This window comes from Streptomyces sp. NPDC003027, from assembly GCF_053591435.1.
Genome location: NZ_JBSFTU010000004.1, coordinates 81,563 through 97,462 on the forward strand (window position 1 = coordinate 81,563; position 15,900 = coordinate 97,462).

Sequence of the window (15,900 nt, forward strand, 5' to 3'; positions counted from 1 at the left end):
TGCCCGCACGGGGTCTGCGAGAGTAAGTGTGCCCAGCGGAAGCTAACCGGAACGGCAAATTCCGGTACGTGTCAGATCCGACGGTAGCGGGTGAAGAGGAACCCGGCCTCCTCCAGCAACGACGCCAGGGCGAAGCGCTTGGGGACGGCCACCGAGGGGCCTCCCGCGATCCGCTGCGCGTCCCCGGCCGTCATCGTCGGCGAGACCGTCAGACACAGCTCGTCGAGCACGTCCGCCGCCACGAACTGGCCCAGCAGCCGCGGCCCTCCTTCGGTCAGCTGCCGCCGCAGGCCGCGCTCGGCGAGCGCGGCCACGGCGCGGGCCGGGTCCACCCCGGGCCCGTCGCCCGCGATCACCACCTCCGCGCCCGCCGTCCCGGCGGCGCTCACCCGCTCGGGCGCGGCGGCCGCCCCGGTCAGGATCAGGGTCGGTACCAGCGGCTCGGTGAACAGCGGCAGTGAGAAGTCGAGGTTCAGGGAGGCGGTGACCACGGCGATCACCGGCGCGGGCCCCTGCCCGGCGGCGGCGCGGCGCTCGGCGAAGGCCGCCCGGGCCCGGGCGGGGCGGTACCCCTCCAGACGTACCGTCTCCGCCCCCACGACCACCACGTCGGCCAGTCCGCGGAGCGTCCCGAAGATCCGCATGTCGCTGTCGGAGGAGAGGGGCTGGGACCGGCCGTCGTGCTGGCCGGCGCCGTCGAGGGAGGAGACCATGTTGGCCCGCAGCCACACGCCGTCGCCCTCGGGGTACGCATAGGCGTCGGCGAGCTCGTCGAGGGACCACTCCCGGTCCCCGGCCGTGGCATCGGCTGCTGTCATGTCCGTCACAGGGAACAGGCGTCGCATCCTCGCAGTCTGACACGGCGCTTACAGTGGGGAACTGTGTCGACCCCTGCCCTCCCCGAAGCGGCTTCCACCGAAGCGGCCCCGCTCTCGCTCTGCTCCCGAGAGCCGCATGTCCCCGCCGACCGTCTCGTCGCGGAGATGGTGCCGCCGCCGCGGTTCGACTCCGTGCGCTTCGACACGTACATCCCCGACCCGAACCAGCCGAGCCAGACCGACGCCGTCAAGGCCCTGAGCTCCTTCGCCGAGGGGCTCGGCGGCGCCCACGCCAGCGGCTCCGGCAAGCGTCCGGTCCTCGGCCGCTGGTTCTCGAGGACGCCGAGGAACGCCGCCCCCGCCGGGCCGCGCGGTGTCTATCTGGACGGCGGCTACGGCGTCGGCAAGACCCACCTGCTCGCCTCCCTCTGGCACGCCACTCCCGCCGAGCCCGCCCTCAAGGCCTTCGGCACCTTCGTGGAGCTGACCAACCTGGTCGGCGCGCTCGGCTTCCAGCAGACCGTGAAGACCCTCAGCGGGCACCGGCTGCTGTGCATCGACGAATTCGAGCTGGACGACCCGGGCGACACCGTTCTCGTCTCCTCCCTGCTCAGCAGGCTCGTCGAGGAGGGTGTGGCGCTGGCCGCCACCTCCAACACGCTGCCGGGCAAGCTGGGCGAGGGCCGGTTCGCCGCCGCCGACTTCCTGCGCGAGATCCAGGGCCTGTCCGCCCACTTCCGGCCGCTGCGGATCGACGGTGAGGACTACCGCCACCGCGGGCTGCCCGAGGCGCCCGCCCCGTTCTCCGACGAGCAGGTGGCGAAGGCGGCGTACGCGACCCCCGGCGCCTCGCTCGACGACTTCCCGCACCTCCTCGACCACCTGGCCAAGGTCCACCCCAGCCGGTACGGCGCCCTCACCGACGGCCTGAGCGCGGTCTGCCTCACCGACGTGTCCCCCGTCCCGGACCAGTCGACGGCGCTGCGGCTGGTGGTCCTCGCCGACCGGCTGTACGACCGGGAGGTCCCGGTGCTCGCCTCCGGGCTGCCCTTCGACCGGCTGTTCAGTGAAGAGATGCTGAAGGGCGGGTACCGGAAGAAGTACTTCCGGGCGATCTCCCGGCTCACCGCGCTCGCCCGCGACGCAAAGGGTCTGGTGGGGCAGTAGGTTGGGGTCCATACCCGATCGAAAGGGATTCACCATGGCCGCAACCCGTTCCGCGCACGCCGTCTGGGAGGGCGACCTCCTCAAGGGCAGCGGGGTCGTCACGCTCGACTCCTCCGGCCTCGGCTCGTACCCGGTGTCCTGGCCGGCTCGCACCGACGAGGCGGCGAACGGCAGGACCAGCCCCGAGGAGCTGATCGCCGCCGCGCATTCCGCCTGCTTCAACATGGCGTTCTCCAACGGCCTGGCCAAGGCCGGCAACGCTCCGACCCGGCTGGAGACCAAGGCCGACGTCACGTTCCAGCCCGGCGAGGGCATCACCGGCATCCACCTGACGGTGCGCGGCGAGGTCTCCGGCCTGGACGCGGACGAGTTCAAGGCCCTGGCCGAGGAGGCCAAGAAGAACTGCCCCGTCAGCCAGGCGCTCACGGGAACGACGATCACGCTGACCGCCGAACTCGTCTGACCGTCGGACTCGTCCGACCGCCGAGCTCGTCCGACCGTCGAGCTCGTCCGACCGTCGAGCTCGTCTCACGGCGGGAACGGTCCGACCGCTGAACAACGTCTGGCCGTTCGTCACTTGAGGCCGTTGTGGCCCGCATGGTTCACGTGTCACCACAGTGCGTGATACACACATGCGGGTCACACGTCACGTGTGCCACGTCACATCCTGTCCGCCAACGGGAAGCAGTGGTCGCCTCATGTCCCCAGAGCTGTCCGTAGAGCTGTCCGCAACACGACGTCAGATACTTTCCCGCACCGGCGCGTCCGTCGCCGGCATAGCCTTCGCCGGCGCCCTCTCCGAACTCTTCGCCGGCAGCGCCACGGCCGCCGGCGACACGACCGGTTACGGCCCCCTCGTCCCCGACCCGGCCGGGCTCCTCGATCTTCCCCGGGGCTTCCGCTACAAGGTCCTGTCCCGGGAGGGCGACCGGCTCCGCTCGGAGCAGGGGCTCGTCCCCAGCAACCACGACGGCATGGGCGCCTTCGCCGGCCGGCGCGGTCGCGTGTACCTCGTCCGCAACCACGAGAACCGGGCCACCGGCCGCATCGGCGTCCCGACCGTCGAGGGCCTGACCTACGACCCCGCGGCCAAGGGCGGCTGTACGGCGCTGGAGCTCGACGGCCGCGACGACGTCCGCGACGAGTACGTCGCCATCGCCGGCACCGCGGTCAACTGCGCGGGCGGGCCGACCCCGTGGGGCACCTGGCTCACCTGCGAGGAGACCGAGGACAAGGCCGGCACCAACGGCTACACCAAGGACCACGGCTTCATCTTCGAGGTCGACGGCGCGAACCCCCACCGCACCGGAGCCGTACCCCTCACCGCGATGGGCCGTTTCCAGCACGAGGCGATCGCCGTCGATCCGCGCAGCGGGATCGTGTACGAGACGGAGGACGCCTTCCAGCATCCCTTCGGGCTCTTCTACCGCTTCCTCCCCCGCAAGCCGCTGGGCGGCACCGGCTCGCTGCGCGCCGGCGGAGCGCTGGAGGCCATGCGCGTCCCCGGAGTCCCGGACCTCTCCGTGATCCAGGAGACGGGCGCGAGCTTCGACGGCGTCGAGTGGGTCCCCGTACCTGACCCGCAGGCGGCCGAGACCCCCATCCGCCTCCAGGACTTCGGCCCCAAGGGGATCACGCACGCGCAGAAGCTGGAGGGCTGCTACTGGGGCGGACGCTCGGTGTACTTCGTCTCCAGCTTCGCCCGCACCAAGGACGGCTCGGCGGCGACCCACTTCGGCCAGGTGTGGAAGTACGAGCCGGACCACCGCCGGCTCACGCTGGTCGTCGTCTTCGGGCCGAGCACGGACATCCAGCTGCCCGGCGAGTCCCCGGACAACATCTGCCTGGCGCCCAGCGGCGGGCTGATGGTCTGCGAGGACGGCGACGGCGCCCAGCACGTCTACGGCGTGACCCGGCGCGGCGAGGTGTACGCCGTGGCCCGCAACGCGCGGAACATCGGCACTCCGCAGGCCCCGGAGTGGGGCGAGTTCGCGGGCGTCACGTTCTCCCCCGACCGGCGGACCATGTACCTCAACTGCTACACCCCCGGCACGACGTTCGCGGTGACCGGACCATGGCGCTGACCCGCTGAGGGAGTGGGGTGGATGGCCCCGGCCCCCACCCGGGGACCATCCGCCCCGACGGGCGACTTCGACGCCTCCGAGTGCCGGAAGCGGTTGTTTGCCGAATAATCAGTTAATTTCCCTGAGTGACCATTTCTGTACGAAGAATGTCGGCGCTTGCTCTATTGGGTGCCGTTCTCGTCGGCTGCGGCGGGGGTACGGCCGGCACGGCGACTCCCACCTCCGGCACCACCGCACGGGCGACGGCCTCCGCCTCCGCCGCCCCCGGGCCGGCGACCGTGCGCAAGGCGCCGCCCACCATGGCGCCGGGGCCCGGTGGGCTCACACCCGTGTACACGCACCGGACCACGGGCCGGGAGAAGGTCGTGGCGCTCACCTTCGACGCCGACATGACGGCCGACCAGGGAGCGCGCGCGGCCGCCGGGGAGCGGTTCGACAACCCGGCGCTGATCGAGACGCTGCGCCGGCTCGGGGTCGACTCCACCGTCTTCATGACGGGCCGCTGGGCGGAGGAGTACCCCGACCAGGCGCGCTCGATCGGCAACGACCCCCGATTCGAGATCGCCAACCACTCCTACAGCCACTACTCCTTCGCCTCCCCCTGCTACGGCCTTCCGACGGTGCCGAAGAAGGACATGGCCGCCGACGTACGGCGGGCCTTCGACGCCTTCCGCAAGGCCGGGGCGCGCAATGTCGTGCCGTACTTCCGCTTTCCCGGCGGCTGCTACGACGACGAGGCGCTGCACGCCCTGGCACCCGCCCGGGTCACGGCGGTGCAGTGGGACGTGGTCAGCGGCGACGCGTTCGCCAAGGACGGCGACGCCGTCGCCCGGCAGGTCCTGGACGGGGTGAAGCCCGGCTCGCTCGTGGTCATGCACTGCACCCGCAGCGCGGCGCCCGTCACGGAACAGGCGATCCGCCGGATCGTCCCCGAGCTGCGGGCCAGGGGCTACCGCTTCGTCAAGGTCTCCGAGCTGATGGCCACCCCCTGACACCCCGAGGCGGGAGCCCGCGGGCCGGGGCCTGTGGGGAAAGTGACTGGTGGACCCTCCGGAGCCTGTGCTTCCCTGCCGGAGTGAACATCGAGAGCTTCGGGGCTGCTGGGGAGCGGCCGGCCGGCTGCGTCCGACGGAGGACCGGCGACGACCTCGCGGAGTGTGTGAGGGTGCTCGCGGAGGTCCACCACCATGACGGTTACCCGGTGAACTGGCCGGACCAGCCTGATGGGTGGCTGTCCCCCGCTTCCCTGCTGGGGGCCTGGGTCGCCGGACTCGGCGGCCCTGTCGTCGGCCATGTCGGCTTGTCCCGCAGCGGCCGAGGAGACATGGCCCCCGGCCTGTGGAGCGAGCGGAACGGGACGGGCGAGGAGCGGACCGCGGTGGTCAGCCGGCTGTTCGTCGCCCCGCGGGCCAGGGGGCACGGGATCGGCGCCCTGCTGATCGGCCGCGCCGTGGAGGAGGCACGGAGGCGTGGCCTGCACCCGGTGCTCGACGTCGTGGCGTCCGATACCGCCGCGGCCGCCCTGTACGAGCGGCTGGGCTGGGAACGGCTGGCCACGGTCGAGCAACGCTGGAGCCCGTCCCAGCTGGTCGCCGTCCACTGTTACGCCGCGGCCTCGTGACACGGCGCCGTCGACGACCCTGGTGAGGGCGTCGTCCGCCACGGCCGGACCCGCCGCGCGCCCCTGGGCGCGTGGATCACGAGCCTCGTTCGCTCCGGCCCGTGACGGCGCCGACCCTAGCCGGAGCAGGCGGTGCGTTCCGCCTCGCGCCATTCGCAGACCGGGCAGAGGGTGATGCCCTTCGTCGACTCGGGGTACTCGGTCGGCTCCCCGCACAGCACGCACATGGCGTACGGCTCGTCGGCCGCCGTGTCCGCGGCCGGCGCCGTCGCGTGGCTCGTGGGCTCGCGGTGAGGGGTGTTCACGTCCCCAGCGTCCCTTGCGTCCATGTCTTCGAGGGTACTCACTCCCGCCAGGCCGTGGTCCGGCACGCCAGGGCCACGGCACCGGCCGCCACCAGCAGGGCACCGGCCAGGGCGAACCAGGGCAGCGGGACGGTCGCGGTGCGGTCGCCGGTGACCAGGCCCGTCATGACGGCCTTCGCCGGGGAGCCGCCGGCCACCAGGGCGAGCAGGGAGCCGAGGACGAGGGCCGCGAGGGAAGGGCCACGGGCGGACAGGAACGGCCGGGCGGAGAGGGTGCCCACGGCCGTGCCGGTCAGGACGCAGACGGCCGTCGCGAGGAGCCCGGCGGCACCGGCGGCGAACGGGTCGACCCGGCGCAGGTCGCTGATCGCGGTCACCCCGAGGGCGGCGACCGTGCCGACGAGCGCCGCGCACCCCAGGCCGGCCAGCACCGCCGCGAGATGCGCCCGCTCCCGGCCCGCTGCGGCCGCCACCACGCTCCGGGCCGCGGCCGGCTCCTGGCCGAGGCAGATCCGTACGACCCACGCGGTCACGGGGAGCAGCCCGGCGGTCGCGTAGCCGAGGGTGCCGAGCACGGGCTCCCCCGCGCGGACGCCCACAGCGAGGTACGCGGCGTAGAGGAGGAAGGGCGCGAGCCAGCGCTGGGACCGCAGAAGCAGGGCGGTGTGGTAGCGGAGCAGTGCGGTCATACCCGTACGCCTTCGGTACTGAGCTGGTGGATGTGCCAGGCCGGGCGGGCGGTCAGCAGCTCACGGAGCAGCGCGTCGGAGTGCGCCGCGTCGACGGTGAGGACGGTGGTGGCGTCGGGCCCGGGGGCGTACGCGGGCGCCCCCGGGAGCCCCTCGGGCAGCGTTCCGCCGCCGGAGGCCACGATCCGCACCCGGCTCGGCTCGCCGTCGGCCGCTCCCGGCCCGGAGCACGGCACCGGCCCCGGGTGGGACACCGACGTGGAGTCGGGCGCGGGAACGAGGCCGGGCACCGGCGTGGAACCGGGCACCGCCCCCGGCACGGAACCCCGCGCCGGTCCGCGCCGCGGTTCCCCGTCCTGGGCGGCCCGGCGTACCGCGCCCGCCTCCACCGCGTGGACCGCGTCGGCCTCCCCCGCGAGCCGGCGCGGGTCGTGGTCGACGAAGACCACCGTCCCACCGGCCGCGACGCGGGCGCGGACCGCGTGGTCGAGTTCCCGCCGGGCCCCCGCGTCCAGGCCGGTCCACGCCTCGTCCAGGACGAGCACCCCCGGCTCCGCGAGCAGTGCCTGGGCGACGGCGACCTTCTGGCTGGTGCCCTTGGAGAGTTCGGCGAGCGGGGTGTCCGCGAAGCCTCCCGCCGTGAACCGGTCCAGCCACTCCCCCGCCCTCGCCGCCGCCTGCGCCCGGCCGAGCCCCTGGACGCGCCCGAGGTGGACGAGATAGCCGCGCGCGGTGAACGGCAGGGCGGCCGGGAAGCGTTCGGGGACGTACGCCGTGCGCGGCGGCCGTCCCCGAATCCGGCCCTCCGAGGGGGCGTCGATGCCCGCGATCAGGCGCAGCAGCGTCGACTTGCCGGTGCCGTTGGTGCCGGTGATCCGGACGAGGGCGCCGGCGGGCAGCGTGAGGTCCACCCCGCGCAGGACCCACGGTCCGCGCAAGCCGTAACGGCGCCCCACGCGCTCCAGCGTCAGGGGTTCCGGCGGCTTCAGCTCGCCGACGCCTTCTGCGGGGTCAGCTCGCTCGGCCGGACGATGACGAAGCCCTCGCCCTCCAGTTTGAGCTGGACCGCCTCGCCCGAGCCGCCGCGCATCATCGAGCCGAAGGACTGCGAGCGGTGCAGTGAGGTGTGCAGCTGTTCGCTCCAGCCGACGACGGCGTCGGTGTCGACGAAGACCGGTGTCCGCGCGCTGACCGGGATGACGATCGGGGTGCCGTCGCAGACCAGGGCGATCTTGCCGTACCCGGAGAAGACGCTGTTGAAGAGGCCGCCTCCGGTCATGCCGGCGCCCTTCACGGTCTTGATCTCGTACGAGAGGGTCGAGTCGAAGCAGAGTACGTTGCGGCCGTTCACGGTGAGCGCGTCGTTCTGCTCGATCTCGACGATGAAGCAGTTCTGCGCCTCGTGCGCGAACCACGCCTCGCCCTGGCCGCGGACGGCCATCAGCGCCAGGCCCTCGCCCGTGACGGCGCGCTTCAGCATGCCGCCGATGCCCTGGCCCTTGCGCTCGAACTGCAGGTCGCCGCGGAAGGCGATCATCGCCCCCTGCCGTGCGTGCATCTCCCCGTCGACCGCGTACTTGACGGACTTGGCGTTCTGCAGGGTCATCCCCGGCGACGTCGCGGCCTCGGCGAGGTGTTCGGCGGAGAAAAGATCGCTCTTCATGGGGTGCATCCTGACCCGGAACCTCCCATTCCTACAAGAATCGCTTTCCGTCGGCAGTGGCAGACTTGCCGGGTGAGCAGCAAAGAGACCGATCCCCGGGACGACAAGCCCCAGTTCGTCCTCCCCCTCGTCGTCCGGATCGAGCGGGACGAGCCCCCCGCCCGTACCGACGCGCTGGAGACGGCCGCCCGCGCGGTCCTCGCGATCCTCGCCGACGAACGCGCGAACGGCGACGGGGAGTGGGCGCGGGCCATGAACGACTGGCAGGACGCCCGGATCCGCAAGGTCGTGCGCCGGGCGCGCGGCGCGGAGTGGCGGCGCGCGGGTGCGCTGCCGGGCATCACCGTGCGCGGTGACACCGCAGAGGTACGGGTGTTCCCGCCGGTCCCGCTGGACGGCTGGCCCAAGGAGCTGGCCAGGCTCCAGGTCTCGGGCACCCACCTGGAGGACCCCGCCGAACCCGGCGCGGCACCGCCGGGGGCGGCGCGGCTGTGGCTCAATCCCGGGGTCGAGATGTCGGCGGGCAAGACGATGGCGCAGGCCGGGCACGGCGCGCAGCTGCTCTGGTGGGCGATGACGGAACCCGACCGCAAGGCGTGGCGGGAGGCGGGCTTCCCGCTGGCCGTCCGGACGGCGGACCCGGCGCGCTGGGGCGAGCTGGTCACGAGCGGACTGCCGGTGGTGCGGGACGCCGGGTTCACGGAGATCGCCCCCGGGGAAACGGTCGTGGCCGAGGGCAGCGATCGCTACCGCCCTCTTGACGAGGGGGCGGGCCCCCGCCCGCCGCGCGCCCGCCCGGACCGTCACAGCGGCACGGAGGGTTCCGCCGCATAGGCCCGGTGCAGCTGCTCCAGGAAGAGGGGGGCGTCCGGCAGGGGGACCGAGCCGATGCGGTGGACCGGGACACCGGGGGTCCAGGAGTTCATCACGACCGCTCCGGCCAGCGCGGGCAGGTCGTCGAGGGAGATCTCCCGGGTGCGCTGGGGGACACCGAGGCGTTCCAGTTGGCGACGGACGATCCCCATCGTGGTACCCGTCAGCATCTCGGCGGCGGGCCACACCACGCTGTCGCCGTCCCAGAAGGCCAGGTTCCAGATCGTGGCCTCGCTCAGCCGCCCCTGCCGGTCGATGAAGGCCGCGTCGTCCCAGCCCTGTTCGACAGCCTGGCGGAGGCGGTACGTCTTGGCCACCTCGCCGACATGCTTCACGGCGGGCAGTTCCCGTTCGTACGCGACCGCCGCCAGGGAGAGCGGGCCCTCGGGGCCGGTCGCCGCGGGCCCCGTACGGACCAGCAGCTCGGGCTCCACCTCGGGTCCGGCCACGGTGAACTCGCCGGCCGGGGAGTACACCGTGGCGATCAGCGAGAGGTCGGGCGGACCGGCCCGCAACGCCGCCCGCAGGTGGGAACGGACCCGGTCGTCGGGCAGTGCCCGCCCGAACATCTCCAGGGAGGCGGATCGCAGCCGTTCCAGGTGGAGGTCGAGCCCCCGGACCCGGCCGTCCCGGACCTGCAGGGCGGTGAAGTGGGCATAGCCCGCGAAGGCGAGGGGCGTCAGCTCCTCGGCGGTCGCCGTCAGGCCGTTACGTTGCACCACGAAGGACACCTGCGTCACCTCAGCATCGGTCGGTCATGAGTCGGACACCCGTGAGGAATGCCCGTTCGGTGGGACGACGTTAGGGCTTGACACCGATGTGAAGGTCAAGAGGCGAAGGTCAAGAGGTGAAGGTCACGATGCGAAGCTCGGGCACGAACGGCGGGACACGATGCTGATCGGCGAGTTGTCCCGGCGCACCGGGGTCAAGGCGCGGTTGTTGCGGTACTACGAGGCGCAGGGCCTCCTGGAAGCCGGGCGCGAGTCGAACGGCTACCGGGACTACGACGAGGACGCGGTCGTCACCGTGCGGCACGTGCGCGCCTTGCTGGACGCGGGCCTGTCCACCGAGGTGATCCGTTCCGTGCTGCCATGCGTCCGGGGTGAGGCGCAGGACGCACCCGAGTTCGACTGGTGCGCCGACCTGCGGGCCATCCTCCAGAGGCAGATGACGGCCATGGACGAGCACATCGACGACCTCCGACGCACCCGCGACACGCTCGCCCGCTACGTGGAGCGGTCACCCGTCGCCCCCACCCGCTGAAGAGCGCTCCGCCAGGCGTCGGGCAGATGCCCGGTTCCGTCCCGGACTGAACACGCCCGTCCCGCCCCGCGTATCTCCCGATATCGCCAAGCGGGTTGAAGAGCCGCCTGGTTGACGGTTCAGTCTGCGGTGACACCGCACGCACGCTCGGGAGACACCTTGCCGCTACGCGTCAACGGAACGGTACTCATCATCGCGGCGCTGGTCGCGACGGTCGGCGCCCTCGCCTTCCCTGTCTGGTCCTACGCCGATCGCTCCGGCACCGGCCAGGCCAATCTCAACGCCTCCACCGTGGCCACCCAGTGGGGGCCGCTCTCCGCCACGGACCGGGACCTGCTGGTCAAGGTGCGGCTCGCCGGCCTGTGGGAGCTCCCGGCCGGCCAGCAGGCCATCGAACGCGCCCCCAGCCAGGCCATCGTGGACTGCGGCGACCATCTGGTCGTCGGTCACACGGATCTGGACCGGCGGGCCCGGGACGTGGCGGCGAAGCTGGGCGTGGAGCTGCCCAACCAGCCCACCGAGCAGCAGCAGGCCTGGCTGCGGGAGCTGACCGCCGCGCGCGGCGAGGAGTACGAGCGGAAGTTCGCGAACCTGCTGCGCAACGCGCACGGCAAGGTGTTCGCGCTGATCGCGGAGGTCCGGCACACCACGCGCAACGCCCTGATACGGCAGTTGGCGAGCGACGCGAACCAGACGGTGCTCGACCACATCACCATGCTGGAGGCCACCGGGATGGTCGACTTCGACGCGCTGGCGAACGAGGCGGCGGGCCGGAAGACGGCGAGCCCGACCGGCCCGGGAGTCGTGCCGGCCCCGGCGGTCCCCTCGCCGGCCCGCCCGTCGGGGACGGACCAGTCGTTCACCTCTCGCCCGGTGCCGGAGGCGGGGATCGTCACCCCGCACTCCTAGGGGGCGGTCCGTCGGGAAGCTCAAATCAACCTCTGAACGTCCCCCCGGCCGGATTCGAACGGATCCGGCGGGGCCATCACGTGAGGGACTGAAGGAGGGGGACATGACGGAACTCGGCATCGGCATCGGCTGGCGGCCGGAGATCGCGGGGGCGGTGGAGGCACTGCCCGGCCTCGACTGGGTGGAGGTCGTCGCGGAGAACCTCTGCGCCGGACACCTCCCGGACTCGCTGGCGCGGCTGCGCTCGCGCGGGGTCACGGTCGTCCCGCACGGGGTCTCGCTGGGGCTCGGCGGCGCGGACCGGCCGGACGCGGGGCGGCTCGCGGAGCTGGCGGCGAAGGCGACGGCGCTGGGGGCGCCGCTGGTGACGGAGCACATCGCGTTCGTACGGGCCGGGGGCCCGCTCACGGCGACCCCGCTGCTGGAGGCCGGGCACCTGCTGCCGGTGCCCCGCACCTGGGACGCGCTCGACGTGCTCTGCGAGAACGTCCGGATCGCCCAGGACGCGCTGCCGGTGCCGCTCGCGCTGGAGAACATCGCGGCGCTGATCTCCTGGCCGGGCGAGGAGCTGACGGAGGGGCAGTTCCTCACGGAGCTGGTGGAGCGTACGGGGGTACGGCTCCTGATCGACGTCGCCAACCTCCACACCAACCACGTCAACCGTGGCGAGGACCCGTCGAAGGCCCTCTCCGAACTCCCGGTCGAGGCGATCGCGTACGTCCATGTCGCGGGCGGTGTGGAGCGCGACGGCGTCTGGCACGACACCCACGCCCACCCGGTCCCGCCCGCGGTCCTCGCCGTCCTGGCCGACCTGGCCTCCCGGATCTCCCCGCCGGGGGTCCTGCTGGAGCGCGACGACCACTTCCCGCCCGAGGAGGAACTGGCGGCGGAACTCACGGCGATCCGCACGACGCTGGCCGCGGCGGAGAGGGGAGCGGCCCGTCGCGGAGCCGCCGCGGAGACGGCGCCCGGTGGCGGAGCCGCCGCGCCGGAGCCGGGAACGCCCGGTCGCGACGCCGCTGCGGAGGCGGCGGCGTCCGGCCGAGGAGCCGCCGTGGACCCGGCGCCCCGCGATGAGCGCCCGCTGCTCATCGGCGCGGGCGCGCGGGCCTCCGGCGGCCCGATGCCGAAGCCGCCGGCCGCCCCGGTGACGGTCGCACCGCCCGCACCGGAGCAGAACCCCCACGCGGCGCGTGACGGTGCCCGGGGGCGGGTGGCGGTCGCGGAGGCCGCGCTGTTGTCGGCACTGGTCGCCGGGACACCCGCGCCCGAAGGGTTCGACATCCGGCGGCTCGGCGTGCAGGGCCGGGCGCTCGCGGCCAAGCGCGCCGAGGTGGTCGCCAAGGTGGCCCCCGAGCTCCCCGAGATCCTCGGTGACGGCTACCGCCCGGTGTTCCTGGCGTACGCCAGATCCCGGCCCATGACCGGCGGTTACCGCCGCGACGCGCTCGACTTCGTCGAGCACCTGCTCGTCGCCGGCCGCCCCGAGGACCCGGAGGCGCGCCGTCGCCTCACCCGCTGGTGGCAGGACCGCTCCGGTTCCCGCCCGCCGGGCCGGGCGACCCGCCTGGCCAGGGCCGCCCGCGCCGTGCTCGTCAGGAGGTGAGCGGGACATGAACGCACTCGCCGTACTGTTCTACGTGGCCGCTGCCGCCGCCGTGGTCCTCCTGATCGTCAAGGCGTCCCGCACCCGCACCCGCACCGGCCCCGGCATCCCGGTCGTCGACCGCCATGAGGCGGCCTTCCTCAACGGAGGTCCGGCCAGGGTCGTCGACGCCGCCCTCACCGCGCTCCGGACGGACGGCCGGATCGTCATCGGCGGACCGGGCATCGTCTCCGTTCTGCGTCCCACCGTCCACGACCACGTCGAGCGCGCCGTCCTCCAGGAGCACGCGGCCGCTCCGCACGGCGCCCTGCACCACCTGCGCCTGGTCGCGATGCGGCACCCCGCCGTCCAGGAGATCGGCGACGGCCTGGCGGCGCGCGGGCTGCTCGTGCCGCCCGCCGTGCGCCGTTCCGCCGTCCGCTGGAGCGCCGCCGTGGGCATCACCTGCTTCGCGCTGCTGCCCGTCTCGTTCATCCTGACGTTCGTCCAGCTCACGAACGTGGAGGGCCACGACTTCCCGGTCCCGTTCATCCTCATGGTGCTGCCCGCTCTGCTCGCGGCGGGGATCACGGCCGTGGTGTGCGGTTCGATCGCCTCCGCCCGGGTCACCCCGGCCGGCCGCCGCGCCGTCGCCTCGTACGGTCGGTCGTACGGTCATCTCGCCGACGCCGGTCATCTGGTGGCCCTGCACGGGCTGCGCGCCGTGCCGGACCCGATGCTGCGGGAGCAGCTGCTGACGGCGGCACGCATCCACGGCCCCCGGGCGCGGAGCGGCAGTGGGATCCCCGCGCACGGCTCCGACTCGGCGGCGCTGGTCACGGTGTGGTGCGCGGCCGCTGCCGGCGGCGAGAGCGGCGGCGGAGGCTGCGGTGCGGGCGGGGGCGGGGGAGGCGGGGGCGGCTGCTCCGGTGGGTCCTGCTCCGGCGAAGGGGGAGGTTCCAGCTGCGGCGGTTCCAGTGGTGGCGGCTCCGGCTCCAGCTCCGGCGGGAGCTCCTGTTCGAGCAGCAGTGGTTCGAGCTGCGGCGGATCGAGTTCCAGCGGCTGAACGGCACCCGCGCCCGGACCGCGCGGGGGGCGCGTCGGGGGCATGTGCCCCCGACACCGGCCGACGGTCCTTTACTTCCCGTCCCCGCCCGCCAACGATCCCTTCGTCCCCGCTTGTCCGCGCGTACGAAGGGTAGGGCCGATGAGATCGCTCGCGCTGTACGGAGCCCTCGGTTCGCTGGTCCTCACGTCCCTGGCCGTCGCGCCGGCCGGGGCCCTGGACACTCCGCCCGCCGAGACCCTGGGCACCCTGGCGGCGGCCCGCAGAGCCGCCGCCGAGGGCATCCGCTTCGGCGCGTGCCCGGCGGCCGAGAAGCTGCCCCCGTCGGTCCGGTGCGGGACCGTCCGGGTCCCGCTCGACTACGCCGACCCGGACGGCACCCGGATCGGGCTCACGGTCAGCCGGACCGAGGCCACGGGCCCGGCCACCGACCGCCAGGGCGCGCTCGTCTTCAATCCCGGCGGCCCCGGGGCGTCCTCGACGTTCTTCCCGCTGGTCGCGAAGCTGCCCGCGTGGAAACGGATCTCCGCCGCGTACGACCTGGTCGGCTACGCCCCGCGCGGTGTGACGGGCAGCTCCGCCCCGGTGTCCTGCCAGGATCCGGCCGACCGCGCCAAGGGCCCCTCCCCCGCGCCCACCGAGCCGTCCGAGGTCTTCAAGCAGGAGCGGATCGCCCGTGCGAAGACCTACGCCCTGGGCTGTGCGACCCGCACCGGCGCGGGGCTGCGGCACTACCACTCGCTCAACAACGCCCGCGACCTGGAGGTGCTGCGCGCGGCGCTCGGCCAGCCGAAACTGACGTACATGGGCGCTTCCTACGGCACGTACTTCGGCGCCCTGTACGCGACGCTCTTCCCGCAGCGGGTGCGGCGGATGGTGTTCGACGCGCCGGTCCATCCCGATCCGCGGCAGATCTGGTACGTCAACAACCTCGACCAGTCGCTCGCCTTCGAGCGCCGCTGGGCCGACTTCCGCACCTGGGTCGCCAAGCACGACAAGGTGTACGGCCTGGGCACGACGGCGGACGAGGTGAACCGGAACTACGAGAAGGCGCGCGCCGAACTCGCGGCGCGGCCGGCGGGCGGGAAGGTGGGGCCGGGACAGCTGCACGCGGCGATGCTCGGGACGGGGTACGACGACGGCTTCTGGGCGCCGCGGGCCGCCGCGCTCTCGCGCTATCTGAAGGGCGATCCGAAGCCGCTGATCGAACAGGCCGCCCCGGCACAGGAGCCGTCGGGGCAGGGCGGCGGGGACCCGGGCAACGGAAGCGCCGTGTACACGGCGGTGGAGTGCAACGACGCGCCCTGGCCGGAGGACTTCGCCGTCTGGGACCGGGACAACACCCGGCTGGCGAAGCTGGCCCCGTTCGAGACCTGGGACAACGTCTGGACGAACCTGCCCTGCGCGTACTGGAAGACGCCGCGGCAGAAGCCGCTGGACGTGCGGACGGGGGCGGGGGTGCTGCCGCCGGTGCTCATCCTGGCCGCCGAGCGGGACGCGGCCACGCCGTACGAGGGGGCGCTGGAGCTCCAGCGCAGGCTGTGGGGGTCGGCGCTGGTGACCGAGCGGGACGCCGGTACGCACGGCATCGGCGGCGGGCCGAACGCCTGCGTGAACGGCCATCTGGAGAGGTATCTGCTCACCGGGGCGGTGCCGGGGAAGACGCCGGTGCGGCGCGCGTCGTGCGCGCCGCACCCGGAGCCGGACCCGGTGTCGCTGGAGCGGCGGGCGGAGTTCCGCGCACCGTCTGATCTTCCGGATCGGGGGGTGACGGCCCGGCTGGGCGCCGGGATGTCACCAGGTCGTCAGGGGCTGTCCGGCTGATCGGAGCCGGACGCTCCCCGCGGCGGGCCGGGC

17 protein-coding genes are annotated in these 15,900 nt (G+C 73.4%); 11 read left to right on the plus strand and 6 right to left on the minus strand.

Annotation, left to right across the window (positions count from 1 at the left end; all coding sequences use genetic code 11):
• Positions 1-71 precede the first annotated feature (71 nt).
• Positions 72-845 (minus strand): pyrimidine reductase family protein, encoded by a 774-nt coding sequence (locus tag ACWDX6_RS05195; RefSeq protein ID WP_451483577.1) that lies wholly within the window; start codon positions 843-845, stop codon positions 72-74.
• 36 nt (positions 846-881) lie between these two features.
• On the opposite strand from ACWDX6_RS05195, the gene zapE reads away from it, so the two are divergent.
• The 5 genes from zapE (at position 882) to ACWDX6_RS05220 (ending at position 5,690) form a co-directional block, all read left to right on the plus strand.
• A complete protein-coding gene (gene zapE / locus ACWDX6_RS05200) occupies positions 882-1,985 on the plus strand; it encodes a cell division protein ZapE (protein ID WP_451483578.1) in 1,104 nt (367 codons plus the stop codon).
• Positions 1,986-2,019: 34 nt separating this feature from the next.
• Entirely contained in the window at positions 2,020-2,448 is a 429-nt protein-coding gene (locus tag ACWDX6_RS05205; RefSeq protein ID WP_451483579.1) for an OsmC family protein, read from the plus strand.
• A 235-nt stretch (positions 2,449-2,683) separates the two neighbouring features.
• Positions 2,684-4,069: an alkaline phosphatase PhoX gene (locus ACWDX6_RS05210; RefSeq protein ID WP_451483580.1), complete on the plus strand. Its 1,386-nt coding sequence runs from the start codon at positions 2,684-2,686 to the stop codon at positions 4,067-4,069.
• A 146-nt stretch (positions 4,070-4,215) separates the two neighbouring features.
• A complete protein-coding gene (locus ACWDX6_RS05215; protein WP_451483684.1) occupies positions 4,216-5,061 on the plus strand; it encodes a polysaccharide deacetylase family protein in 846 nt (281 codons plus the stop codon).
• 167 nt (positions 5,062-5,228) lie between these two features.
• Complete coding sequence (locus tag ACWDX6_RS05220) at positions 5,229-5,690, plus strand: GNAT family N-acetyltransferase (RefSeq protein ID WP_451483685.1); 462 nt, start codon at positions 5,229-5,231, stop codon at positions 5,688-5,690.
• A gap of 116 nt (positions 5,691-5,806) precedes the next feature.
• Here the strand turns inward: ACWDX6_RS05220 and ACWDX6_RS05225 are convergent, their stop codons facing one another.
• From ACWDX6_RS05225 to ACWDX6_RS05240, 4 genes are read right to left on the minus strand one after another with little or no spacing between them, the layout of a single operon-like run.
• Complete coding sequence (locus ACWDX6_RS05225; RefSeq protein WP_451483581.1) at positions 5,807-6,019, minus strand: hypothetical protein; 213 nt, start codon at positions 6,017-6,019, stop codon at positions 5,807-5,809.
• A gap of 14 nt (positions 6,020-6,033) precedes the next feature.
• Positions 6,034-6,684 carry an ABC transporter gene (locus tag ACWDX6_RS05230; protein ID WP_451483582.1) on the minus strand — a complete coding sequence of 217 codons (651 nt, stop codon included), beginning with the start codon at positions 6,682-6,684 and terminating at the stop codon, positions 6,034-6,036.
• Complete coding sequence (locus ACWDX6_RS05235) at positions 6,681-7,640, minus strand: ATP-binding cassette domain-containing protein (protein WP_451483583.1); 960 nt, start codon at positions 7,638-7,640, stop codon at positions 6,681-6,683. Before ACWDX6_RS05235 ends, ACWDX6_RS05230 begins: the two co-directional genes overlap by 4 nt.
• Before the next feature lie 29 nt (positions 7,641-7,669).
• Positions 7,670-8,347, minus strand: coding sequence for an AIM24 family protein (locus ACWDX6_RS05240; RefSeq protein WP_451483584.1), 678 nt, complete (start codon positions 8,345-8,347; stop codon positions 7,670-7,672).
• A gap of 39 nt (positions 8,348-8,386) precedes the next feature.
• Here ACWDX6_RS05240 and ACWDX6_RS05245 point away from each other — a divergent pair, with 39 nt between their 5' ends.
• Positions 8,387-9,181 (plus strand): peptidyl-tRNA hydrolase, encoded by a 795-nt coding sequence (locus tag ACWDX6_RS05245; RefSeq protein ID WP_451483686.1) that lies wholly within the window; start codon positions 8,387-8,389, stop codon positions 9,179-9,181.
• Here the strand turns inward: ACWDX6_RS05245 and ACWDX6_RS05250 are convergent.
• Positions 9,151-9,951, minus strand: a complete 801-nt coding sequence (locus ACWDX6_RS05250) for an aminotransferase class IV family protein (protein ID WP_451483585.1) — start codon at positions 9,949-9,951, stop codon at positions 9,151-9,153. The genes ACWDX6_RS05245 and ACWDX6_RS05250 overlap by 31 nt on opposite strands.
• A 160-nt stretch (positions 9,952-10,111) precedes the next feature.
• Between ACWDX6_RS05250 and ACWDX6_RS05255 the strand changes: the two genes are divergently transcribed.
• The 5 genes from ACWDX6_RS05255 (at position 10,112) to ACWDX6_RS05275 (ending at position 15,867) form a co-directional block, all read left to right on the plus strand.
• Positions 10,112-10,483 carry a MerR family transcriptional regulator gene (locus ACWDX6_RS05255; RefSeq protein WP_451483586.1) on the plus strand — a complete coding sequence of 124 codons (372 nt, stop codon included), beginning with the start codon at positions 10,112-10,114 and terminating at the stop codon, positions 10,481-10,483.
• A gap of 159 nt (positions 10,484-10,642) precedes the next feature.
• The gene (locus ACWDX6_RS05260) at positions 10,643-11,392 is read left to right on the plus strand and encodes a DUF4142 domain-containing protein (protein ID WP_451483587.1); all 750 of its coding nucleotides are present in this window, start codon (positions 10,643-10,645) and stop codon (positions 11,390-11,392) included.
• Between the two features lie 103 nt (positions 11,393-11,495).
• The gene (locus tag ACWDX6_RS05265) at positions 11,496-12,998 is read left to right on the plus strand and encodes a DUF692 domain-containing protein (RefSeq protein ID WP_451483588.1); all 1,503 of its coding nucleotides are present in this window, start codon (positions 11,496-11,498) and stop codon (positions 12,996-12,998) included.
• Between the two features lie 7 nt (positions 12,999-13,005).
• Positions 13,006-14,043, plus strand: coding sequence for a TIGR04222 domain-containing membrane protein (locus ACWDX6_RS05270; protein ID WP_451483589.1), 1,038 nt, complete (start codon positions 13,006-13,008; stop codon positions 14,041-14,043).
• A 141-nt stretch (positions 14,044-14,184) separates the two neighbouring features.
• The gene (locus tag ACWDX6_RS05275) at positions 14,185-15,867 is read left to right on the plus strand and encodes an alpha/beta hydrolase (protein WP_451483590.1); all 1,683 of its coding nucleotides are present in this window, start codon (positions 14,185-14,187) and stop codon (positions 15,865-15,867) included.
• Positions 15,868-15,900: the final 33 nt, after the last annotated feature.

Bases quoted from the DNA above. Each gene is read 5' to 3' on its own strand.
- ACWDX6_RS05195 (WP_451483577.1), bottom strand. From the start codon at position 845: ATGCGACGCCTGTTCCCTGTGACGGACATGACAGCAGCCGATGCCACG.
- ACWDX6_RS05205 (WP_451483579.1), top strand. From the start codon at position 2,020: ATGGCCGCAACCCGTTCCGCGCACGCCGTCTGGGAGGGCGACCTCCTC.
- ACWDX6_RS05210 (WP_451483580.1), top strand. From the start codon at position 2,684: ATGTCCCCAGAGCTGTCCGTAGAGCTGTCCGCAACACGACGTCAGATA.
- ACWDX6_RS05215 (WP_451483684.1), top strand. From the start codon at position 4,216: ATGTCGGCGCTTGCTCTATTGGGTGCCGTTCTCGTCGGCTGCGGCGGG.
- ACWDX6_RS05225 (WP_451483581.1), bottom strand. From the start codon at position 6,019: ATGGACGCAAGGGACGCTGGGGACGTGAACACCCCTCACCGCGAGCCC.
- ACWDX6_RS05230 (WP_451483582.1), bottom strand. From the start codon at position 6,684: ATGACCGCACTGCTCCGCTACCACACCGCCCTGCTTCTGCGGTCCCAG.
- ACWDX6_RS05240 (WP_451483584.1), bottom strand. From the start codon at position 8,347: ATGAAGAGCGATCTTTTCTCCGCCGAACACCTCGCCGAGGCCGCGACG.
- ACWDX6_RS05255 (WP_451483586.1), top strand. From the start codon at position 10,112: ATGCTGATCGGCGAGTTGTCCCGGCGCACCGGGGTCAAGGCGCGGTTG.
- ACWDX6_RS05265 (WP_451483588.1), top strand. From the start codon at position 11,496: ATGACGGAACTCGGCATCGGCATCGGCTGGCGGCCGGAGATCGCGGGG.
- ACWDX6_RS05270 (WP_451483589.1), top strand. From the start codon at position 13,006: ATGAACGCACTCGCCGTACTGTTCTACGTGGCCGCTGCCGCCGCCGTG.
- ACWDX6_RS05275 (WP_451483590.1), top strand. From the start codon at position 14,185: ATGAGATCGCTCGCGCTGTACGGAGCCCTCGGTTCGCTGGTCCTCACG.